This window comes from Stutzerimonas xanthomarina DSM 18231 (assembly GCF_900129835.1).
Taxonomy (GTDB): Bacteria; Pseudomonadota; Gammaproteobacteria; order Pseudomonadales; family Pseudomonadaceae; genus Stutzerimonas; species Stutzerimonas xanthomarina.
Map to the genome: position 1 here is coordinate 1 of NZ_FQXA01000011.1, position 21,999 is coordinate 21,999.

Genomic DNA, 21,999 nt, shown 5'->3' on the forward strand with positions numbered 1-21,999 from the left:
CGCACTGAAGTACCGCTCGCCTCGGGAGTTCAGGCGGTTGGCTGTAACATCAACTTAACAGGGTTGCGGTGTCCGGTTTGATAGGGGCAAGTCCAATGCGAGACTGACACCTTCCGATCATGAGCTGGCTTACAGCCGGCATTCGCGGTCAAGACCGCTCCCACGGGTGGGCTATGGCGGCGGGCCGGGCTTTTGTGGGAGCGGTCTCGACCGCGAGCACTGTAGGGTGGGCTTTAGCCCACCGGTACACTCACCCCCTCTGGTGGGCTGAAACCCACCCTACATGGCTCCAGCGCCATCCGAAGCGTCCGAGACCGACGCCTTCCGATCATGAGCTGGCTTACAGCCGGCATTCGCGGTCAAGACCGCTCCCACGGGTAGCTGATGGCGGCGGGCTGGGCTTTTGTGGGAGCGGTCTCGACCGCGAGTTTTTCGACACACACGGACGGGTTATCTGATACGCCGGTAGGGGTAATGCTGCGCCTTGAATACCTGATTGAAATGGCGTCCCAGGGAATCGGCTTCCAGCAGCGCCTGCACCACGTCAGCTGGCACCTGTTCGTAGCGGTACAGCGAGCCGTTGTGAAACAGCACCTCCAGGACGCGCTCTTCGGGGTCGTACCCCAACGCCTGAAGGCTGCGGGAATTGACCGCGACGCGCTTCATGCGGCCGGATCGGGCTGCGCCTTGAAACCTTCGGCCTGCATTCGCCACAGCGCGTCGAATGCGCCGCCACGGTTGCGCAGCTCATGGGGCGGGCCGTCCTCGACGATGCGCCCGTCACGCAGCACGACGATGCGATCGAAGCTCGCCAAGGTCGAGAGCCGATGCGCCACCGCCACCACCGTGCGGTTGTGCACCAGATCGTTGAGCGCGACCTGGATCTCGGCTTCGGACTGGGTATCCAGCGCCGACGTCGCCTCGTCGAGGATCAGGATCGGCGCGTTCTTCAGAAAGGCCCGGGCGATGCCCAGGCGCTGGCGCTGCCCGCCGGAGAGCATCACACCACGCTCGCCGACAAGCGTATCGTAGCCCTGCGGCAGCTGACGGATGAAGGCATCGCAGAACGCGCTGCGTGCGGCTTCCACCACCTCGTCGTCGGTCGCGCCGGGGCGACCATAGCGAATGTTCTCGCGAATGCTGCGGTTAAACAGCGCCGTCTCCTGCGGCACCACCGCAATCTTCTCCCGCAGGCTGTCCTGGCTGACGCTGCGGATGTCCTGACCGTCGATGAGAATGCGGCCGTCCTGAACGTCGTCGAGGCGCTGGATGAGATGGATCAGCGTCGACTTGCCAGCGCCTGACGAGCCCACCACACCGACCTTCTGCCCCGCCGGTATGTGCAGGTCCAGCGCCTCGAACACCGCACCGCGGTCCGGATAGCTGAAGCTGACGCGCTCGAAGGTGATGCCTCCCTCCGCCAGCAGCAGCTGGTTGTCGCTGTCTTCCAGGCCATGCGGCTGGACGATGATGCGCAAGGTGTCGTCGATGGCACCGATCTGCTGGGTCGCATCCACCAGCGCCAGCGCCAGATCCCGCGAGCCGTGCAGAATGCGGAAGGTCAGCGCACTGACCAGCACCACGTCACCGGCCGTCACTTCACCGCCCACCCACAGGCTGATCGCCCAGATCAGCATGCCGCCGGCCATAACTGACAGGCAGATGTCGTGCATCACCCGGGCTTTTTCCAGGTACATCCAACTGCGCCGCTGCGCGCGGGCTTCGTAGCCGATTTCCTGCGCCAGTCGCTCGGCCTCGCGGTCGCGGGCGGAGAACGCTTTGATGGTCCACACGTTGGAAACCGCATCCACCAGCTCTCCCCCGACGCGCGCCGACTGGGCCGCGAAACGCTGGTGCTTGGCCCGGCCGCGAATGCCAAAGCCGGTAATCAGCGCGGCAACGATAGCAACGAACAGGATCAGCGCCACGGCCATGCGTACGTCCACGGTCAACAGCACCACCACCGCGCCGATGAAATCGATAATGGGCGGGACGATCTTCCACGCCAAGCCTCCATAGATCGCGCCCGCCGCCTGGCCAAGGGCGGAGATCCGATTGCCCAGCGAGCCGGCGAAGTGCTCGGTGAAGTAGCGCATCGGGTGCCCGGTCAGGTGCTTGAACAGGTCGACGCGCAAGTCCACCACGCTGGCGACGACGGTGCGGCAGCCAAGCCAGCCGCCGAGGCGCCAGAACACGTTTTCAATGACGATCAGGCTGATGAACAGGCCCAGTGGCCACCACACGTTGGCCGAGCCGCGGTCCGCGGTGCCTTGTGCCATGGCGTCGACCAGCAGCTTCATGCCGTACTGCACGGCCACCGCGCAGCTGGCCGCACCGATGATCAGCGCCAGCAAGCCGCCGAAGTGCCAGGGCCGCGCACAAATGTAATGCCAGAGAAAGGGGACCGGTCGGCTCGGCAGCGGCACCGGCTGCGGTTTCGCCTGGGGTGCCTTCTCCGGGGCGTTCATGACAGGGCGTCGGCGAGCTGCACAGCGTGGTTGAACTGGCTGAAGCGCATTTGCTGCAGGCGCAACTCGTCGGCGAGCCCTTCGTGGACGCAGCGGTTGCCATTCTCGTCGGGGAAACCCAGCAGCCCCACCGGGCAATGCCGTTCGTCGGTCCAGCCGGGGTAATCCAGCACGGGATACAGGCAGATGCCCTCCACCGGAACCCCGCGCTGCATCGCCAGCCCGGCCTGTTCACTGACATAGCGCAGCCAGTCGCCACGCACATCGCCCTCGGCGCCAGTTTCGGCGATCAGCAAGGGCCGCTGATAGCGCTGCCAGATTTCGCTGAGAATCCCCTTGAAGGGCCGATAGTCCGGATTGTCGCGGTCGATGGTGCGGCCGTCACCGTGGTACCACTGGTTGTCGGAGTAGTAATTCACGCCCAATACGTCGAGGTACTCCGGCGCCCCGCCGAGGCCCGGCCACTGCTCGCCACAGAGCATGTCCCAAGCCTCGAACTGCGACTGACGAAAGCGCTCCGCCTCACGCTGCGGCCCGGGCCGGTCGTTGGGTGCGACGACGTGAATGGCCGGATCGACCTGAACGAAGCGTGCCCGCGGCTCCACGTCACGGATCGCCTGCATCGCCGCGATGGTCGCGCGGACCAGCTGATGCTTGAGTTCGAAGCCGCGACCACGAGCCATCGGGTTGAAGTACGCCTCATCACCACCCGCCCAGGCCCAGAACGAAATCTCGTTCAGCGGCGCGTAGAAAGGCACCGTATCGGTTTCGTCCTTGATCAACTGCGCCGCCGCCGCCGCATACCGGGCAAAACGTTCAACGAACTGCGGCCGCCAGATGTCGATGTCGTCCGGCCAGCCGTAATGACACAGATCCCAGATAACCTGGGTGCCCTGGCGCTGCGCCGCCTGCAGCATGGGCTGGAAGCTCGACCAGTCATACCGGCCCGGCTCGCGCTCGATCAAGTGCCAGCGCAAGCCGTCGCGCACGCTGTGCAGACCGTGACGGTGCAACACGCCGTAGTCATGCGCGGCCCAGCGGTCATGGCCGGTGGCCGCCAGCAGATCGAGACGGCGACCATCGCTGCGGCGGTGGTTCGAGCATTCGAACCCGCCCATGAAAAAACTTTTAAAAAGCGTGGGCTGATGCATCTTCGCTCTCAGTTTTTCAGGGGGCCTGTACGGCCAGCGATTGACGGTGTTCGGCGCTTTCGCCGGCTGCGGCGCCGACCTCGGCTTCTTCGATGCGCTTGTACAGCGCCAGCGCCTGACCCACCACCTGATCCATGTTGTAGTACTTGTACGTGCCGAGCCGGCCGACGAAGGTGACGCCCGGCGTCTCGTCCGCCAGCTTCTGGTAGCGCTTGTACAGCTCGGCATTTTCCGGACGCGGGATCGGGTAGTAGGGGTCGCCCTCGGCCGAGGGGTATTCATAGGTGATGCTGGTCTTCGGGTGGACCTGCCCCGTGAGGTGCTTGTACTCGCTGATGCGGGTGTAGGGCACATCCTCGCTTGGGTAGTTGACCGTGCCGACCGCCTGAAATTGTTCCTGATCGAGCTGCTTGTGCTCGAACTTCAGCGAGCGGTACGGCAGCTTGCCGAAGCGGTAGTCGAAGTATTCGTCGATCGGCCCGCAGAAGATCAGATGGTCGAACTGCACCTCGTCGCGGATCTCCCGGTAGTCGGTGTTGATCATCACCTTGATGTTCGGGTGCGCGAGCATCTTCTCGAACATCTTGGTGTAGCCGTGCTTGGGCATCTGCTGAAAGGTGTCGGTGAAGTAGCGATCATCGGTGTTGGTACGCGTGGGAATGCGCGAGGTCACCGACTTGTCCAGCTGCGACGGATCGAGCCCCCACTGCTTGCGCGTGTAGCCGCGGAAAAACTTCTGATACAGTTCACGGCCGATGCCGTTGATCACCACGTCTTCGCTGGTCTGGATGTGCTCTACCGGCTCGGCACGGCTGGCGAGGAAGTCCGCTGCTTCCTGTTCGGTGGTCATGGTCAGGCCGTAGAGTTTGTTCAGCGTGGTCATATTGATCGGGATCGGTACTTCCTGACCGTCCACCTGGGCGAGCACGCGATGCTCGTAGGGGCGCCATTCGGTGAAGCGCGACAGGTAGTCGACGATGCGCTGGGCGTTGGTGTGGAAGATGTGCGGGCCGTAGCGGTGGATCAATACACCGGCTTCGTCGTAATGATCGTATGCATTGCCGCCGATATGCGGCCGGCGGTCGACCACCAGCACGCGCTTGTTCAGCCCGGCGGCCAGGCGCTCGGCCAGCACGCTGCCGGCAAAACCGGCACCGACGATCAGGTAGTCGAAGCCACGGCGACTGCTGGACGAGCCGTTGCTGGTGCCGCCGCCTGCATGCTCGGTATTCCTGTCTTGCAGGCTCACATCGCGCATTGCATCTTCTCCTTCATCAGCGCCCAGGTGTGGTCCCAGGACATGTCACCGAGAATGTCGTCGGCGGTTTTCAACAAACGATCGCGGTCTTCCGCATCGACCAGCGCCTTTTCCACGGCATCGATGAACGCATCGGGCGTGTCGGCGATATAGACGATCTCGGTGTCGCCGTAGGTGCGCACCACGTCCTTGATCGGCGTGGACACCACCGGGCAACCGCCCGCGAGGTATTCCGGGGTTTTGGTCGGGCTGATGAAACGGGTCGACTCGTTCATCGCGAATGGCATGATGGCCACGTCCCAGCCGGACAGGTAGCGCGGCAGCTCGTCGTACGTCTTGCCGCCCAGGTAGTGAATGTTGTCGCGCTGAGGCAGGTCCGCCGGGTCGATCTTGACCACCGGGCCGACCAGCGCGAACTGCCAGTCAGGGCGTTTTTCCGCCATGTCGGCGACCAGTTCGATATCGAAGCGCTCGTCGATCACACCGTAGAAGCCCAATCGCGGGTGGGGAATCTCGGCCTGATCGTCGAGATCGGCCTGGGTCCGCCGGGCCTCAGCGAAGTGCGCCACGTCGACGCTGCTGGGAAAGGCAAAGGCGTTGTCGTGCAGCTCGCGCTTGGCTTCCCAGATGCTGTAGCCGCCGGTGAAGACCAGATCGGCGCGCTGCAGCAACTCACGCTCGCGCTGCACCAGTTCTGGCGGGGCGCCGCGAAAGGCCGAGAGCTCGTCCATACAGTCGTAGACCGTGAGCCTGGGCTTCAAGTGATCGGCATAACCCAACGCCATCGGCGTGTAGTACCAGAGCAGCAGGTCATTGACGCCGAGCTTCTTGAGGTAGCCATCGAGCAAGTCGCGCTGAACCCGCAGGGCCGTTTCGCCTTCGCAACCCTGGGGCAAGCGCGGGATCAGCACCTGCACGCCGTTTTCCTCGGGACGCACTTCCAGCCAGGGCTGGGCGTCCTCGGTGGGTATTGGCTCTTCGACGAACAGCACGTTGAAATCGCGCGCGAACCGCGACATAAGGTGCTGCGGGCGTTGGTAGACAAAGCTCCAGCGCAGATGCGACAGGCACAGCAAGGTCGGCACCAGCTCGTCGAAGACGACTTCGGGTGGCGTCGCTTGTTTATCGGGGGATTTGCCAATTTCGTATTGGTAGGGGCCGGCCCAGCTCATGGAAACCTCGTAAAGGGTGGCAATGCCCTTCAGAGTCCGTTCTGCCGCATCGCATAAGCCTGCGCAGCCCGCGCAAGCAAAACCTGATGGCGCGATAGCAGAAAATCCAACCCGCCAGCGCTGCCCGCCGGCTATGGACGGCAGCAGACGATCCAAGGTTCCCCATGCCCTACTGCAGAGGTCGGTCATCGGCTGACTGCCGCTTCGTTGGAACTTGCTCGCACCTTCCTCCGTCCTTATCACAGGACGCCTGATTCACCCCGGCATCGGCGCTGTGTGCTTCCTGCAGTCAGTACCGCCCGATTCGCCGACCCAACCCTGGAGATGCTTGCAGCGGCCGCGCTCATACGGTCAGCCGTGCGCTCCCGTGCGCGTCGGATAATTTGCTAGGCGAGGTAGACATGATTCTGGTCACAGGTGGAGCGGGATACATCGGGTCGCATGCGGTGCTGGAGCTGCTCCTGGCGGGCCACGAAGTGGTGGTGCTGGACAATCTCTGCAACAGTTCGAAAGTCGCACTGGACCGGGCCGAGCAACTGGCCGGCCGCAAGGTTCAGTTCGTCAAAGGCGATGTGCGCAATCGCGCATTGCTCAAAGCGCTGTTCGCCTCTTATCCGGTCACAGCGGTGCTGCACTTCGCCGGCCTCAAGGCGGTAGGCGAAAGCGTTCGCGAACCGCTGCGCTATTACGAGACCAACGTCAGCGGCAGCATCGCGTTGTGTCAGGCGATGGCCGAAGCCGGCGTCTTCAAGCTGGTGTTCAGCTCATCCGCGACTGTCTACGGCGATTCGCCCAGGATGCCGATCACCGAAAGCTGCCCAACCGGCCTTCCGACCAATCCCTATGGCCAGTCCAAGCTGATGGCAGAAAACGTGCTCATGGGCCTAGCCGATTCCGACCCGCGCTGGTCAATCGCCCTGCTGCGCTATTTCAACCCGATCGGCGCACACGAGTCTGGCCTTATCGGCGAAGACCCCAACGGCATCCCCAATAACCTGTTGCCCTACATGCTGCAGGTAGCGGTCGGCCGTCGTAAGCAATTGAACGTATACGGCGCCGACTACCCGACGCCGGACGGTACCGGCGTACGGGATTACATCCACGTAGTGGATCTGGCCAAGGGACATCTGAAAGCACTGGAGCGGCTTAATCTAGTCCACGGTGTTTCCACGTGGAACCTTGGCACCGGCCGCGGTTATTCGGTACGACAGATGATGACCGCATTTGAGGAGGTCATTGGTCGGCCCTTGCCGCACGTGTTCAAGGCGCGACGTCCGGGGGATGTCGCGCAATGCTGGTCTGACCCGAGCAAGGCCCGCGATGATCTGGGCTGGGTGGCCGAACGAGACCTGCTCACCATGCTCACCGATGCCTGGCGCTGGCAAAGTCGCAACCCTCAGGGCTATACGTCCGGGGAACCCGCGACCATCACTCATGTGGCGGCGAACAGCAGTACGGCAATGGCCAGCTGAGCACCCGCCGTTCGGGTGCCCAACCCAGTCCGGCTTAGGGGCGCTGCAGATCAATTCGGCGCGAATCTTCGACGCATCGAGCCGACAGTTCGCTGTACTGCGCCAGTGAGCTGAGGGTTCACGTCGCACCTTATGGTGCGGGCTCTATTAAGCTAGCTGCTGGCGCAGCCAGTCCGCCAATCGCTCAGCGCGTCGATCCGTGCGGCGTGACGGTACCCAGAGCGCCAGCCGTGCTCCTGTTTCGACGAAGCCCCAGGGCGCCAGCAGGCGGCCATGGCGCAGGTCATCGGCGACCAGCTGTTGCGGTGCGATAGCTACGCCTAGCCCGGCCAGCGCCGCTTCCAGCAGAAAATAGAGATGCTCGAAGCCCTGCCCCATGCGTAACCCAGCCGGATCAAGGCCATTACCCTGAGCCCAGGCTGGCCACGCCTGCGGTCGAGAGGAGGTAAACAACAGCGCTTCGCTGAACAACACCGCCGGCGGTGCCTGGCGCAGCGCGGCGCAGTTCGGATGATGCGGGCTGAGCACCGGCCCAATGCACTCGGTGGCCAGCTCGAAAACCTGCATATCAGCCGGCCACGGCGGCTCGGCGTACAACAGAGTGGCGTCCAGCCCCGGGCGCCGCGGGTCCAGTTCGCCCTCGCTGGCGGACAACTGCAAGCGCAGATCGGGCGGCTCGCGGTTGAGTCGGTCGAGCCGCGGGATGAACCAACGCGCCAGCAGGCTGCCCGGGCAGCCGAGCACAAACGGCGCATCGATGGTCTGCTGGCGCAGCTCGGCGCAGGTGTCGCGTAGCCGCGCGAACGCCTCACCCGCCGCATCACGCAAGCGCAGGCCCGCATCGGTGAGTTTAACGCCGCGGCCATCTTTGCTGAACAACGCGACGCCAAGGTCGTCTTCGAGCAGGCGGATCTGCCGACTGACGGCCCCGTGGGTCACGCTGAGCTCCACTGCCGCTTGGCTTACACTCTGCAGGCGTGCCGCCGCTTCGAAAGCACGCAGTGCATTGAGAGGGGGAAGGCTCTGGCTCATACGTGATATTTCCTGACATATTGCGGCGATCTTATCGCTTTTTTCTGAGCGCCGGGAGCCGTAACCTTTGGCCATCGCAGACGTGCCGACCAGGCACGTTGTGGGAGCGGTCTTGACCGCGAATTCGACTGACAGCTTCGCGGTCGAGACCGCTCCGACCCAAGATGCTGCCGCTTTGAATCTCAACTGGAGCCCGACATGACCTCATTGCGCAACGGCCCTGACGCCAAGGGCCTGTTCGGCCACTTCGGCGGTCAGTACGTCGCCGAAACCCTGATGCCACTCATCCATGAGCTGGCCGCCGAATACGAAAAAGCCAAGCAAGATCCGGAATTTGCCAAAGAGCTGGCCTACTTCCAGCGCGATTATGTCGGCCGCCCTTCCCCGCTGTATTTCGCCGAGCGCCTGACCGAGCATTGCGGCGGCGCGAAGATCTACCTCAAGCGCGAAGAGCTGAACCACACCGGCGCGCACAAGATCAACAATTGCATCGGCCAGATCCTGCTGGCGCGGCGCATGGGCAAGCAGCGCATTATCGCCGAGACCGGCGCCGGCATGCACGGTGTGGCCACCGCCACCGTCGCCGCGCGCTTCGGCATGCAGTGCGTGATCTACATGGGCACCACCGACATCGAGCGCCAGCAGGCCAACGTCTTCCGCATGAAGCTGCTCGGCGCCACGGTGATCCCGGTCACCGCCGGCACCGGCACGCTGAAAGACGCGATGAACGAAGCCCTGCGCGACTGGGTGACCAACATCCACGACACCTTCTACCTGATCGGCACCGTCGCCGGCCCGCACCCCTACCCGGCCATGGTCCGCGACTTCCAGGCGGTGATCGGCAAGGAAACCCGCGACCAGATGATGGCTCAGGAAGGCCGCCTGCCCGATACGCTGGTCGCCTGTATCGGCGGCGGCTCCAACGCCATGGGCCTGTTCCACCCCTTCCTCGATGACCAGAGCGTAGCCATTATCGGCGTCGAAGCAGCCGGCCATGGCATCGAATCCGGCAAGCATGCCGCCAGCCTCAACGGCGGCGTGCCGGGCGTGCTGCACGGCAACCGCACCTTCCTGCTGCAGGACGACGACGGTCAGATCATCGACGCCCACTCTATTTCCGCCGGCCTCGACTACCCAGGCATTGGCCCCGAGCACGCCTGGCTGCACGACATCGGCCGTGTCGAGTACACCTCGATCACCGATAAAGAAGCGCTCGCCGCCTTCCACAAGTGCTGCCGTCTGGAAGGCATCATCCCCGCGCTGGAGAGCGCCCACGCACTGGCCGAAGTTTTCAAACGCGCGCCAACCCTGCCGAAAGATCATCTGATGGTGGTCAACCTCTCCGGCCGCGGCGACAAGGACATGCAGACCGTCATGCACCACTACGACGAACAGGAAGAACATATATGAGCTCGGTGAACTCCCGCCTGCACACCCGCTTCGAGCAACTAAAACAGGAAAACCGTGCGGCCCTGGTGACCTTCATCACTGCTGGCGATCCGGACTACGCCACCTCGCTGGAAATCCTCAAGGGTCTGCCCGCCGCTGGCGCCGATGTGATCGAGCTGGGCATGCCCTTCACCGACCCGATGGCCGACGGCCCGGCGATCCAACTGGCCAACATCCGCGCCCTGGCCGCCAAGCAGGATCTGGCCAAGACGTTGCAGATGGTTCGCGACTTCCGCCAGGACAACCAAACCACGCCACTGGTGCTGATGGGCTACTTCAACCCCATCCACAAGATGGGCGTCGAGCGCTTCCTCGCTGAGGCCGTGGAAGCCGGCGTTGATGGGCTGATCGTGGTCGACCTGCCGCCTGAGCATAACGAAGACCTCTGCGACCCGGCCCAGGCCGTGGGCATCGACTTCATCCGTCTGACCACGCCGACCACCGACGACCAGCGCCTGCCCACCGTGCTCAACGGCAGCTCGGGCTTCGTCTATTACGTGTCGGTGGCCGGCGTGACCGGCGCCGGTTCCGCGACGCTGGAGCACGTCGAAGAAGCCGTAGCGCGGTTGAAGCGCCACACCGATCTGCCGGTATGCGTCGGCTTTGGCATCCGCACACCGGACCAGGCCGCTGCGATTGCACGCCTGAGCGAAGGCGTGGTGGTCGGCTCGGCATTGATCGACAAGATCGCCAGTGCCGAAACCTCCGAGCAAGCCGTCGAGGGTGTGCTTGGGCTGTGTCGCGAGATCAGTGCCGGAATACGCGGCGCACGCGGCTGACGTTCAGCCGGTTGCACCGAAGCCGCTGCCTCGTCTACTCAGGCAGCGGCTTTTTCGTATCGGCCACGATTGTGCCGGACGATCAATCAGGCTCAATAGCGCAAGAGAACGGGCTCGCCCCGTTCGCCCTTCACATCGAGATCGCCCGAGGAAGGCTCACCTATGCCCATGACGCACCGCCCAGCCACCGAACTGGATCTTCAAGCAGTGTGCGGTTTCGCTCAGGATGCGCAGGAGCTGTTCTTCTTTTTCCCAAAAGCTCAGTTTCCACTCACCCATACGCAGCTACGCCAGGCAATTGCCGAGCGCGCAGATGCAACCGTGGTTGAGCTGGGCGGCAAGGTTGTGGCATTCGCCAATTTCTACCGCTGGGAAATGAAAGGACGCTGTTCGATAGGCAATGTCGTAGTCGCTCCCGCTGCGCGCGGACGAGGCGCCGCTCGGTACCTGATGGAGCAGATGATCAGCCTTGCGTTCAGCCAGTACCAGGCCCGTGAGGTGACGGTCTCCTGTTTCAATCAGAACGCTGCCGGCCTGCTGCTCTACCCCAAACTTGGGTTCGAGCCGTTTGCCATCGAGGAGCGTGTCGATCAACAAGGCAGCCGGGTGGCGCTGATTCATATGCGTCTATTGAGCGCTAACGCTAGCGCATAGCGCGGCGAGGGTGTGCTTGGGCTGTGCCGAGAGCGGTCCGGAGGCGTACGCGCCGCCCGGCGCCGGTGAACCGTAGGGTGGGCTTTAGCCCACCGCCTACCGCTCGGAGCCAAGCGAACAGCCTGACCCATCATCGCCGTCCGATGGTCTTGGTGGGCTGAAGCCCACCCTACGAGGTCGCGATATTACCGACGCTCCGTCCGGCCGCAGCCGTAGGGTGGGCTTTAGCCCACCGCCTACCGCTCGGAGCCAAGCGAACAACCTGGCCCATTATCGCCGCCCGATAGTCTTGGCGGGCTGAAGCCCACCCTACGAGGTCGCGATGTCACCGATGCATCGTCCAGGCCGCAGCCGTAGGGTGGGCTTTAGCCCACCGCCTACGCTCGGAACCAAGCGAACAACCTGACCCATCATCGCCGCCCGATGGTCTTGGTGGGCTGAAGCCCACCCTACGATTGTTGCGGCCCTGCTGCGGTCCTTCGGGACTTGGTCGTCTGGCCATCGCAGAACCAACCATCGCCCATCGATGACCAATATCGATCTGCTTGATTTCGACAGCGATGACCGAACGCGTAGCATGCCCTGCACATCCCCAGTACCACGCGAGGAGATTGTTCATGCCCGAAAGCACTTACGTACCGCCGAAAGTCTGGACCCACGACGCGCCTTCGGGCGGCAAATTTGCCAACATCAACGCCCCTACCGCCGGTGCGCGGGAAGAGAAGGCGCTGCCGGTGGGCAAGCATCCGCTGCAGCTCTACTCCCTGGCCACACCCAACGGGGTGAAGGTCTCGATCATGCTCGAAGAGCTGCTCGCCCTCCGCCACAGCGGTGCGGAATATGACGCCTGGCTGATCAAGATCGGTGACGGCGACCAGTTCGGCAGTGGCTTTGTCGGGCTCAACCCGAACTCGAAGATTCCGGCATTGGCCGACCACAGCGTCGACGGCGAGCCGCTGCGGGTGTTCGAGTCCGGCTCGATCCTGGTCTATCTGGCCGAGAAATTCGGCGCCTTTCTGCCGACCGAAACCCGCGCGCGCACCGAAACCCTGAACTGGCTGTGCTGGCAGATGGGCTCGGCGCCCTTCCTCGGCGGCGGCTTCGGGCATTTCTACGCCTACGCGCCGGAGAAGTACGAGTACCCGATCAATCGTTACGCGATGGAGGTCAAGCGCCAGCTCGACGTGTTGGATCGCCAACTGGCCGAGAACCGCTACATCACCGGCGATGAATTCACCATCGCCGACATGGCCATCTGGCCCTGGTACGGCGTGCTGGCCCTCGGTGAGCTGTACGACGCCGGTGAGTTCCTCTCGGTGCAGGACTACAAACACGTACAGCGCTGGGCCGCTGAAGTGGCCGAGCGACCAGGCGTGATCCGCGGGCGCAAGGTCAACCGCACCTGGGGCGACGAATCCGAACAGGCGCCTGAACGTCACAGCGCAGCGGATCTGGACTGATCGGCAAGGGGCTGGACGCCCAGTCGCGTTCGGCCCGCCTGGGTTCACCGTTTGAGCGACGCGGACCGCAGACAGCATCCGCACCCGCAAACCACACAGGCCCGTGTGAGCGGCCTTCACCGCTTGAGTGACGCGGACCGCAGACAGCATCCCCACCCGCAAACCACGCAGGCCCGTGGGGGCGACGCGGAGTCGCAGACAGCATCCTCACCCGTAAAACCACGCAGGCCCGTGGGAGCGGTCTTGACCGCGAAGCTTGCGCAACTCAACGCCCACATCAGGCTCATTACAAGTGGCGCCCGTTTAAGGCCAGTCAACCCGTGAACCGGCGTCGCACCATTCGCGGTCAAGACCGCTCCTACGGAAAGCCTCCTAAAACGCGCGCTGACGACTCCCCATCTCAGCTGCCCTGTCAACCGAAGCGCCCCGACCTGCTGCCACTTATTTTCTGAACTATGGCCGGCCCGCCAGACCCAATATTCATGAGCGCTGCTCTGAGGAGCAGATGGGCTTCCAGCGTTACGGCAGCTGTACTCATCAGCCCCGGGATAAGCGCAGTGCTCGGATAACCCAGTTGTGCAACACAACGCGAGGTGAACCATGAAACACACACTTGTCGCAGCGTTCGCGACGCTGACCGATGCCAACCGTACCCAGGGCGACCTGATGGCGCGGGGCATCCCTCAGGAGCAGATCCACTCCGTAGGTGCCGACAGCGCAAACATTCATGCCTACGACGCGCCCTACTCAACCGACGGCGGCACTGTCGACCGTGAGCACCACGAGTCCAAGGTCGCGCACTTCTTCAAATCGTTGTTCGGCCATGAGCCGCACGAAGAGCACCGTCGCCACGCCGCGGCCTACCCGGAAGCCGTGCGCCGAGGCTCACTGGTGCTCGCGGTGGATGTGTACGACGAGGATCAACTGATCCGCGCACGCGACGCCCTGGAATACAACGGCGCGCTCAATATCGACGACAACGGTGTCGGCTCAACCCCAGGTTATGCCGGACCCACCAGCCCCTATGCCGGCGCAACCGGCGGCGACAGCCATCTGGATAAGCATTTTGTTGGTTCCGCCGGCCATGCTGCCGGGGCGACCGGGCATCTGACCGGCACCCATCGCGAGGCAGGCGCGCCGGTCACCGGCACAACGGGTGCTACAGCTGCAGCTCATACGACGGCGACCCACACGGGCTCCGGCGACACCGGCCGTTACGATGTTGGCACCGCCGCCAAACGCGCCGGCACCGGCTACCCGGAAAATGCCGGTACCGCCTCGCCGACTGGCGGCGGCCTGGCCGGCGAGACCGTCGGCACTCGGGACGCGACGCAAGGTCTGGATGCTACTTATGCAGGCACCTGCACTGACCGCGTTTGCGTGATCAAGCGCTAAAGCTGAGCGCTAGCCATTAGCCGCTGAGCGATCATGGGCCGCATGGCGCGGCCCGTGGTTTGATTGATTGGCTTGATCGATTGGCTTGAGCGAGGCGTTGCCCGTCAGCGCTCGCCCAGTGCACGCTGCAGGCCAGCATTGCCGATCACCAGCGCCAGGCAATCTTCTGCAAGGCCGAGAGCAGCGTTGGTCAACGGCCTGGCCTGATGCGGTTTACGCAGACTCAACCCGACCTTCGACGCGACCAATGCTGCGCTCGCGCCAATCAGCATCGGCAGCCCTATCGGCTGTTGCCGAGCGCTGGCCAGTGCCGCAGCGGTCACCCCGCCGGACAACGCACGAAACGCCATCGAAGGCAGGATGGTCCGGTCCGGTGCGAAGGTCATCTTGTCGCCCAGTAGTTCGCCTGCAGCCAGCGGCATCAGAAATTGTCGCGTGCGGTGTGCCGCCAGCGTGCGCGCCGGCTCGCCGGCTTCATCGATATCGTCCCGCGCAGCCAGCGCCCGGCTGGTCAGGGTCGGCGCCAGCATGCTGCGCATACCCGTCACTAGGCCAAGCGCTAAGGCGCCCCATAAAACATTGCTCGATGTGCTCATGTGCATGGCTCCCGATTGCTCCTTATGTGCGACCGGGATTGGCCTCCAGCCGTTCATCTTGATCTGCAGCTCGTGGCGCCACCCGAGCCAACCGCGCGTCGCCTCTCGCTAAAAACGCCAACATGCAGTCATCAACCTGCCACCTGCGCTTTCTAGTTTCGGTCGCACCCCACCGCACCGAGGAAACAACAATGCGCACGCGCATCCTGGATTGGTTGTTCGCCGCCAGCCTGGCCGGCATCGCCGCCCCGACGCTGGCACAAACGCAAGGACAGGCCGAGCACGGTTCTATCGAGCGGGACTACCGTGAAGAACGTCTGGAGGGAATCAAGGTGCGGCGGCAGGCCAGCGAACGTCGCAGCTGGCGCGCACCGGACTGGCGGGTCGAGCCGGTGGTGACCTTCAATCTGCTCAGCATCAACGACTTCCATGGTCAGCTGTCGCCACGCAGCGTGGCCGGACGCCCCGCCGGTGGTGCGGCGGTGCTGGCCGCTTATCTCAAGGCTGCCAGCGACGACAACACGCTTATCGTGCACGACGGCGATCAGGTTGGCGCCTCGCCGCCCAACTCCGCGCTGTTGCAGGACGAGCCCTCGGTCAGCTTTCTCAATCTGCTGGCCAACCCGCATTGCCGCGCATTCAGCCGCCAGCTGCGAATGCCCCGCAGCGTGCAACCCTTCGCCCAACAGCGCTGCAACCTGATCGGTACGCTGGGCAATCATGAGTTCGACGACGGCCGCTCCGAGCTGCTGCGCCTGCTCATTGGCGGCAATCATCGCAACGGCCCGTTTCTTGAAGATTCCTGGCAAGGCGCACGCTTTCCCATGGTGTCGAGCAACGTCATCGACCAGAGCACTGGCGAATCCCTGTTACCGCCCTACTCCATCTACTTCAGCAACGGCGTGCGCATCGGCGTGATCGGCGCGGCGCTCAAGGAAACGCCGTCCATCGTCTCGCCAAGCGGTGTGGCTGGTCTGCGCTTCGTCGACGAGGCGGACGCCATCAACCGGTCCGTGGCCGAACTGCGCCGACACGGTGTGCGCGCCATCGTCGTCGCGCTGCATCAGGGCGGACGGCAGGTGAGCTATGACGGCCCGACCAACCCGCAAGCCGATACGGTTACCGGCCCGGTGGTCAACATTATCGAGCGTCTGGATGATGAAGTGGATGTGGTCATCTCCGGACACGCCCACGGCTTCACCAACGCCATGGTGCCCAACGCTAACGGCAAACCGATCCTGGTGACCCAGGCATTCTCGGCCGGCACCGCCTATGCCGATATCGAGCTGGTGGTCAGCCGCCGCAGCCGCGACATCGTGGAGAAATCCGCCGCTGTAATCACCACCTGGGCCGACCAGGGCGCCGGTCTTTCGCCGGACCCGAACGTGGCCGCGCTGGTGGCACGAGCCGATGCCCGCGTCGAACCGCCGGTAGCGCGCGTAGTAGGTGTGGCCCAGGGCGACATCACCCGCAGCGAAACGCCAGCCGGCGAATCGGCGCTGGGCAACCTAATTGCCGATGCCCAGCGTGTGGCGACCGACGCGCAGATCAGCTTCATGAACCCGGGCGGCATCCGTGCTGATCTGGCGAGCGGCGAGGTCGCATGGGGCGCACTGTTCGCCATCCAGCCATTCGCCAACGATCTGGTGTCCATGGACCTGACCGGCGCACAGATCAAGACACTGCTCGAACAGCAGTGGATCGGCCAGAGCTACCCGCGCCTGCTCAAGCCCTCCGGCATCCGGTACAGCTGGTCGACGAGCCGCCCCGAAGGCAGCCGCGTGATCGAGATACGCGATGCCGCCGGCGCGCTCATCAACCCGGCGGCAGTCTATCGGGTCACGGTCAACTCGTTCCTGGCGGGCGGCGGCGATAACTTCACCATCCTCACCGAAGGCAAGAACCGTGTCGTCGGCGCGGTGGACCTGGATGCGCTGGTCGATTACATCGAAGCATTGCCGCAACCATTTTCCGCGACGGTTGAAGGGCGGATTCAGCGGCTGGACTGACCAGTAGAGCGCCTGTGTTGTGGTAACGGCCGGGTGGGCTAAATGCTCACCGGGCTTTCGGATTACACAGGTAACCTGGTTGAGCTGCTGAATGCCTTTCGAGCCGCTGAAGCCCTATGGCTCCAGCAAGGCCCGAACCTGAGCGATGGCCTGGGCCTCGCGGCTGGCCCAATCACCGGCAATCTCCACGAAGGGCTGCTGATGCCGCTCGAACCAGCCCCGGCAGGCGTCATGAAAGCCCAAGCGCTCGGCGGCCTCCGGTTGGCAGCGCTGGCCGTCTGCGTGCCATTCAGCCCCTTCAGGCGAGAGCAGGAGGTGCTGGTCGTAGCGGCGCGCCAACAGTTCATCCTCCAGCCACGCTGGGCAATCATTGAACAGCACCCGGCTCCAGAGCATGTTGCTCAGCAGGTGGGTATCGAGGATCAGTAGCTCCGGTCGCTGGTCTCGCGCGGCGTCTTCCCAGACCAGTTGGCCACGGGCGATGGCCGGAATATCGGCGAGGCAGGTGTCGCGCTGTTCGCTGTCAATGAAATGCCGAACGTACTCGCCCACCACCCGTCCGCCAAAGCGCTGTTGCAGCCGCGCGGCCAGCCAGCTCTTGCCGGTCGATTCGGCTCCGGTAAGCACCAGCACCTTCATCGCGCCGCTCCCCTGGCCTGCCGCCACTCGTGCAGGCCCATCACCGCCAGCAGCGTGAACAACCCGTACAGCCCGGCGGTGAGCCAGTACTCCTGAAAAACGAAGAAGCCCACGTAGAGCGTGTCCACCACGATCCACAACACCCAGCACTGCCAGCGCTTGAGCGCCATCCACAGCTGAGCGAGCAGGCTGAAAGCCGTCAGCGTCGCATCCGGCCAGGGGTAGGCCGCTTCGGTAACCGTCGCCATCAGCAAACCCAACCCGACACTCCACAGCACCGCCACAACGAGTCCAACACCGACCTCGCTCGCCGTCGCGCCTACCACCGGCCGCCCTCCCTCACCGTTGCTGCCGCGCGTCCACTGCCACCAGCCATACAGCTGCATGGCGGCGAACACCCCGTTGAGCAGCACCTGCGAATACAACCGTACCTCGAAAAAGAACCAGGCATACAGCGACACCATCACCAACCCAATGGGCCAGCACAGCGGGTTCTGCCGCACGGTGAGCCAGACGGAAAGCACACCGAGTGCGGAGGCAATGATTTCGAGGGTGGTCATGGGGGTTATCAGAAGCAGAAACGGGCGGGCATGATACGGCAGGTGTGCCTGGAGCTGAGGTACCGCTGGCTGGCTAGCTGGATGTGCAACGTCGAGCGAGGCGTACGTACAAGCCATGACCGCGTGGGCAACAAAGCATTGTCCACCCTACTTCACCGCTCCTGCCTGCTCCGTCGGAGCCCGGCCGTTGCGTAGGGTGGAAAACGGCGAAGCCTTTTCCACGCGCCACGTCCCAGCAACTTTGCTAGCCCTTCGGAATCGTTTCCGGACGCACATAGGGCAGCAGGTGCGCCACATAATCCGCCTTGCCGAGATTGATTCCTTCTTTGCGCAATATCGAATACGCAGTCATGACGTGAAAATAGAACTGGCCCAGCGTCCAGTCACGGACGTATTGGTCTGCGGTCAGATCCAAGACCATCCCGTTCGGGAGTTCATGGGCGATGGGCTTATCCCCGCCTACATCGAGCGCATCGGCTGCGAGGCCGTCGAGCAACGCGACCGTCTCATCGATCCGCGCATGAGCATCAGCGAGCGATCCGGGGCTTTTGACAGCCTGACGTCCCTCGTTCAGCAGCTCGTTGATAGTAGGCGGAAACGCCTCTCCCCTCAGCCGGCACACGGCTTCTCGCGCCTGCACACAGGCAAAGCGAACCTGAGTCGACAGCGGATACATGTCGGGCGCCAAACGTGCGGATAACAGTGCTTGTGCCTCTGCTTCCGGTAGCTGGACCTGCGCCTTCTTTAGCCAGCCTGAGAGGGTTTTGAGCATTTGGGTATAAGTTGGGACGAGCAGTGTCGTTAGCTGCATGGCTTCACACCTTGTGGGATTGAGCGGCTACGTCGAAGAAAGTGACAGGGTGTTATGAAGCTAACTAACTGAAAGGTAAATAACCGTTCGCTTTTCCCTACTGCGAGTTATCAGCCCAGGAGGCGGTGACCCGCGTCTTTCAAAACCTGCACGGCATTTTCGAGATTCATCGACTTGACCAATATGTAGTCGGTATCGAACGTGCTCACCGCGAAAATTCCGATAGCGGCAGCCGCGAGCGGGTCAAGGAAGGAGGCCAGGACACCCGTCTGATCAAAGGCGAACGGACCCTGCACCTTGATCACGCGCCAACCGCTGTCCACTCGGGCTAAACCGGTTGCGACACCCTCAGCGCAGACCATCGAAAGCTCATCATCCGTCCAGGTGATCGACATAAAGCCTGGTGACGCCAAAACCTCGTTCGGCAGGTCAGCATCCGGCTCCAACTGTGCAATCACGAAGCCCTGGGTGAGTACAGCAAAGGCGTGGTTCATGTCATGTCACCTGGTGATTTAGCGAGTGGGCCGCGACGGTAAGAAATAGGCGACCCGCCAACTAACGGCAGAAGAAAAATAGGTCCTTTTACCCAGGCGTCACCATCAGGCAGCAACGCTTGGACAAGCGAAGCGTTGTCCACCCTACGCCACGACCCTCGCCTGCTCCGCCGGGCCTTGGCATCACGTAGGGTGGAAAACGGCGGAGCCTTTTCCACGCGTTTCGTCCAGGCTACTTTGCTAGTTAGGGTTGTCCGTACTCTTATGGGGCGAAGGTTTTTTGAAATATGCGGACGTTCTAAGGGCCAAGAAATAAGGAGCGCTCACAATACTGCCAACTATAGAAACCCTCCAACCTTCAAGATTAAGAATCTTTGCAGACAACAAGGCTCCCACCATGAATAGACCACCATACAAAAATGCTTTTGATATGCTTTTCGCCATTAATATATTAGGCGTTTGAAGCAGTCTGGCCGAAAGATCAGCGTCTGAGACAAGCTTCCAGTTTGTATCAGCTTTTTCCATGCCGTGCATGCACAGCATGCCACAAGCGAAATACAAACATAGAAGCGATATAGAAAAATAACTCAACGACTCTACTTCAATGCCAATAAAAGGTATTGAGTATGAAGATTTTCCTATTCCAGATATTGCAACTAAATAAGCAACCGCCGAAATAGTGATGCCAGAAATTAGCGATTTCTGTGCTAGAGCTAGAGACTCGTGATAGTAATTTACAGCTATCTCGTCAAGTTCCATTTTGATAAATACCCTAACGTCTGGTTAAGCGGCGGGCTTTCGCCCGTCCCAGCGAGCGATTTGAACCGCTTGTTATGTGCTGCACTCAGCTCCTGCAATCGCCCAGATTTGCATTGACAGCGCGAGTCAAAACTATTGCAAAGAACTTGTATTCCAATTTTTCTTATCGATCACTGGTGCCAGTGCTTGGTGGGCGAGGAACAATAAACACAGCTGAATTTATTTATTTCGTTTCTTAGCGGTCGCAGTTGTGTGATGCGACGATCTTTTGCGTGGCAATGCACACAATAAAATTTTTCTCCGACTCTCACGACTTCGCTTGTGCGAGAGCAAATTAGATCATTCACTCTTTCTATGCAGATCTGCTCATCAATTTCTTCCTCGGTCATACTACATCCGTTCTGACACATAAAGCGGAGCGAAGCGGCGGCCCGTCAGGGACGTCCGTCCGCCTTACGCGAATTGTTAAATGTGGAGTGGCTCGACGAAATCTTTATATGAGCCACGGGACGGGTGCTTTTTAGTCTTCAGAAGCCTCTTCCCGCAATGTTGTGTAAGCATCGAAGTGATGGCTTTCTGCCGTTCTAGATAAGGGTTCCCGGCGCCCCAGGCAATAAGAACAATATCAGACTCATTGAGAGCATTTTCTATATGGCGGTCATTTTCGATGCCAATGTGATCGTCAACGCCTTCAAAATCATTCGTTTGAATCAAAGCGAACTGGTTAACGACGATTATGCGTTTGACGCCATTGAACTCATCATAGTCTTTGTTGAAAATCAGATTTTCCAGAAACTGGACAGATCTGTCTGCAACTTCAGAATTGGCGACGCTCGGATTCTGCATAATGACAGATACGCTGCGATCCCCCATCGAATCTTCTCGATCAATCGTCAATCGATATCTGTAGCGGCCACAAGGAGAGAACTGAGCCTCGGCTACAACTCCATTGATATGCTTGAATACCATTTCCAACCTCGTCTCTGGCTGACATTTAACGATTAAGCTAAGGGGAGGGCTTTAGCCCGTCCCAGCAAACGAAGTGCGCGATTTTAGCGCGTTGTTAGAGGTCAACAACGCGAACTGCTGCAAGACTTTGTGAAGCCGCGCCTCATACGCTGGATCTTTACCGGAGTTATTCAATAGATCTTTCGGAAAGACCTTCAGTGCCTCAAGGAATGCGAGGTAAGTGTCTTCAATGTGAGCATGGACATGTTTGCCATTGTCGATGGTCTTTGTAGCAGCCACAAAAGCTTTAGCCATGGGAGAGTCTTTAGGGCCGGAGTAATGCTGAACCTCTCGGGCTCTACCTCCTTTCGATAAGTCGGACTCTGAGGTGAACGTGTGCAAAACGGCGCAGCGAGCAGCCCAAAGGTCAACTTCGTTATATTCAAGGCCCGGGTATGTCAGGAGGCATTTTTTTACCCAGTTTTTGAATGACTCTCCTGAGGCGCTTGTTTGAGTAGGACGAGCGTCAAGCAGGCCCATGGAATCGATGGATGAATACAGTAGAACTAGCATTTGCCCATATAGCTTTTCTCTGTAAAGCATGCCTGTGGCGCTGAGAGTATTCATGCAGAATTTTTCGATTAACTTTTGTGTCAATTGCATAAGCCGCATAGACCTCTAACTACAATTAGACACCAAGTGGCGTATAAGACGCCCGACGGGTCAGGTGTATAACATTCGCGATGTTGGCTAGCCAAACAGCTCTAGCATGGGCACTTTAACGTTATCGGAACCTGCCCGGAATGTTATACCCCATTGCGCTAACCGGCCGGACTTCCGCCATTTCATCAGCAACTGGTCAGCAGTCCCGCAAGGGCCGGTAGTTACCGACC

The 21,999-nt window shown here is 61.5% G+C and carries 21 protein-coding genes; 7 read left to right on the top strand and 14 right to left on the bottom strand.

The annotated features are described in order from the left end of the window. Nucleotides 1–450 precede the first annotated feature (450 nt). From BUE09_RS19485 to BUE09_RS19505, 5 genes are read right to left on the bottom strand one after another with little or no spacing between them, the layout of a single operon-like run. Complete coding sequence (locus tag BUE09_RS19485) at nucleotides 451–666, bottom strand: KTSC domain-containing protein (protein WP_073303716.1); 216 nt, start codon at nucleotides 664–666, stop codon at nucleotides 451–453. Continuing rightward, nucleotides 663–2,468, bottom strand: a complete 1,806-nt coding sequence (locus BUE09_RS19490) for an ABC transporter ATP-binding protein (protein ID WP_073303718.1) — start codon at nucleotides 2,466–2,468, stop codon at nucleotides 663–665. The genes BUE09_RS19485 and BUE09_RS19490 overlap by 4 nt, the downstream gene beginning before the upstream one ends. Beyond that, nucleotides 2,465–3,619 carry a glycoside hydrolase family 1 protein gene (locus BUE09_RS19495; protein ID WP_073303720.1) on the bottom strand — a complete coding sequence of 385 codons (1,155 nt, stop codon included), beginning with the start codon at nucleotides 3,617–3,619 and terminating at the stop codon, nucleotides 2,465–2,467. The genes BUE09_RS19490 and BUE09_RS19495 overlap by 4 nt, the downstream gene beginning before the upstream one ends. A 16-nt stretch (nucleotides 3,620–3,635) precedes the next feature. Further along, nucleotides 3,636–4,877, bottom strand: coding sequence for a UDP-galactopyranose mutase (glf, locus tag BUE09_RS19500; RefSeq protein ID WP_073303722.1), 1,242 nt, complete (start codon nucleotides 4,875–4,877; stop codon nucleotides 3,636–3,638). Beyond that, nucleotides 4,865–6,049 (bottom strand): glycosyltransferase family 1 protein, encoded by a 1,185-nt coding sequence (locus BUE09_RS19505; RefSeq protein ID WP_073303724.1) that lies wholly within the window; start codon nucleotides 6,047–6,049, stop codon nucleotides 4,865–4,867. The genes glf and BUE09_RS19505 overlap by 13 nt, the downstream gene beginning before the upstream one ends. A gap of 401 nt (nucleotides 6,050–6,450) precedes the next feature. On the opposite strand from BUE09_RS19505, the gene galE reads away from it, so the two are divergent. Then, nucleotides 6,451–7,521: a UDP-glucose 4-epimerase GalE gene (gene galE, locus BUE09_RS19510; RefSeq protein ID WP_073303726.1), complete on the top strand. Its 1,071-nt coding sequence runs from the start codon at nucleotides 6,451–6,453 to the stop codon at nucleotides 7,519–7,521. Nucleotides 7,522–7,668: 147 nt separating this feature from the next. On the opposite strand, the gene BUE09_RS19515 is transcribed toward galE, so the two are convergent. Further along, nucleotides 7,669–8,553 carry a LysR family transcriptional regulator gene (locus tag BUE09_RS19515; RefSeq protein ID WP_073303728.1) on the bottom strand — a complete coding sequence of 295 codons (885 nt, stop codon included), beginning with the start codon at nucleotides 8,551–8,553 and terminating at the stop codon, nucleotides 7,669–7,671. A gap of 198 nt (nucleotides 8,554–8,751) precedes the next feature. Between BUE09_RS19515 and trpB the strand changes: the two genes are divergently transcribed. From trpB to BUE09_RS19540, 5 genes are all read left to right on the top strand, one after another. After that, nucleotides 8,752–9,963: a tryptophan synthase subunit beta gene (gene trpB, locus BUE09_RS19520; RefSeq protein ID WP_019341442.1), complete on the top strand. Its 1,212-nt coding sequence runs from the start codon at nucleotides 8,752–8,754 to the stop codon at nucleotides 9,961–9,963. After that, the gene (gene trpA, locus BUE09_RS19525) at nucleotides 9,960–10,781 is read left to right on the top strand and encodes a tryptophan synthase subunit alpha (RefSeq protein ID WP_073303730.1); all 822 of its coding nucleotides are present in this window, start codon (nucleotides 9,960–9,962) and stop codon (nucleotides 10,779–10,781) included. The genes trpB and trpA overlap by 4 nt, the downstream gene beginning before the upstream one ends. A gap of 162 nt (nucleotides 10,782–10,943) precedes the next feature. Further along, entirely contained in the window at nucleotides 10,944–11,435 is a 492-nt protein-coding gene (locus BUE09_RS19530; RefSeq protein ID WP_073303733.1) for a GNAT family N-acetyltransferase, read from the top strand. Nucleotides 11,436–12,052: 617 nt separating this feature from the next. Beyond that, nucleotides 12,053–12,895 (top strand): glutathione-dependent disulfide-bond oxidoreductase, encoded by an 843-nt coding sequence (gene yghU, locus BUE09_RS19535; RefSeq protein ID WP_073303735.1) that lies wholly within the window; start codon nucleotides 12,053–12,055, stop codon nucleotides 12,893–12,895. A 600-nt stretch (nucleotides 12,896–13,495) separates the two neighbouring features. Then, a complete protein-coding gene (locus BUE09_RS19540; protein ID WP_073303737.1) occupies nucleotides 13,496–14,290 on the top strand; it encodes a hypothetical protein in 795 nt (264 codons plus the stop codon). 104 nt (nucleotides 14,291–14,394) lie between these two features. Here BUE09_RS19540 and BUE09_RS19545 read toward each other — a convergent pair whose 3' ends face one another. After that, a complete protein-coding gene (locus BUE09_RS19545; protein WP_073303823.1) occupies nucleotides 14,395–14,886 on the bottom strand; it encodes a DUF4126 domain-containing protein in 492 nt (163 codons plus the stop codon). A 191-nt stretch (nucleotides 14,887–15,077) separates the two neighbouring features. Here BUE09_RS19545 and BUE09_RS19550 point away from each other — a divergent pair, with 191 nt between their 5' ends. Further along, the gene (locus BUE09_RS19550) at nucleotides 15,078–16,895 is read left to right on the top strand and encodes a bifunctional metallophosphatase/5'-nucleotidase (protein WP_073303739.1); all 1,818 of its coding nucleotides are present in this window, start codon (nucleotides 15,078–15,080) and stop codon (nucleotides 16,893–16,895) included. A gap of 114 nt (nucleotides 16,896–17,009) precedes the next feature. On the opposite strand, the gene BUE09_RS19555 is transcribed toward BUE09_RS19550, so the two are convergent. The 7 genes from BUE09_RS19555 to BUE09_RS19580 form a co-directional block, all read right to left on the bottom strand. Continuing rightward, nucleotides 17,010–17,534, bottom strand: coding sequence for an AAA family ATPase (locus BUE09_RS19555; protein ID WP_073303741.1), 525 nt, complete (start codon nucleotides 17,532–17,534; stop codon nucleotides 17,010–17,012). Beyond that, nucleotides 17,531–18,094 (bottom strand): nicotinamide riboside transporter PnuC, encoded by a 564-nt coding sequence (gene pnuC / locus BUE09_RS19560; protein WP_073303743.1) that lies wholly within the window; start codon nucleotides 18,092–18,094, stop codon nucleotides 17,531–17,533. The genes BUE09_RS19555 and pnuC overlap by 4 nt, the downstream gene beginning before the upstream one ends. A 244-nt stretch (nucleotides 18,095–18,338) precedes the next feature. Further along, entirely contained in the window at nucleotides 18,339–18,905 is a 567-nt protein-coding gene (locus tag BUE09_RS19565; protein WP_073303745.1) for a DUF1993 domain-containing protein, read from the bottom strand. Nucleotides 18,906–19,015: 110 nt separating this feature from the next. Further along, nucleotides 19,016–19,399, bottom strand: a complete 384-nt coding sequence (locus BUE09_RS19570; protein WP_073303747.1) for an ACT domain-containing protein — start codon at nucleotides 19,397–19,399, stop codon at nucleotides 19,016–19,018. A 240-nt stretch (nucleotides 19,400–19,639) separates the two neighbouring features. Next, nucleotides 19,640–20,158 (bottom strand): hypothetical protein, encoded by a 519-nt coding sequence (locus tag BUE09_RS20220; protein ID WP_143164691.1) that lies wholly within the window; start codon nucleotides 20,156–20,158, stop codon nucleotides 19,640–19,642. Nucleotides 20,159–20,623: 465 nt separating this feature from the next. Next, nucleotides 20,624–21,127 (bottom strand): DUF1643 domain-containing protein, encoded by a 504-nt coding sequence (locus tag BUE09_RS19575; RefSeq protein WP_073303750.1) that lies wholly within the window; start codon nucleotides 21,125–21,127, stop codon nucleotides 20,624–20,626. Nucleotides 21,128–21,178: 51 nt separating this feature from the next. Next, entirely contained in the window at nucleotides 21,179–21,733 is a 555-nt protein-coding gene (locus BUE09_RS19580; RefSeq protein WP_231975552.1) for a hypothetical protein, read from the bottom strand. Between the last annotated feature and the right edge of the window lie 266 nt (nucleotides 21,734–21,999).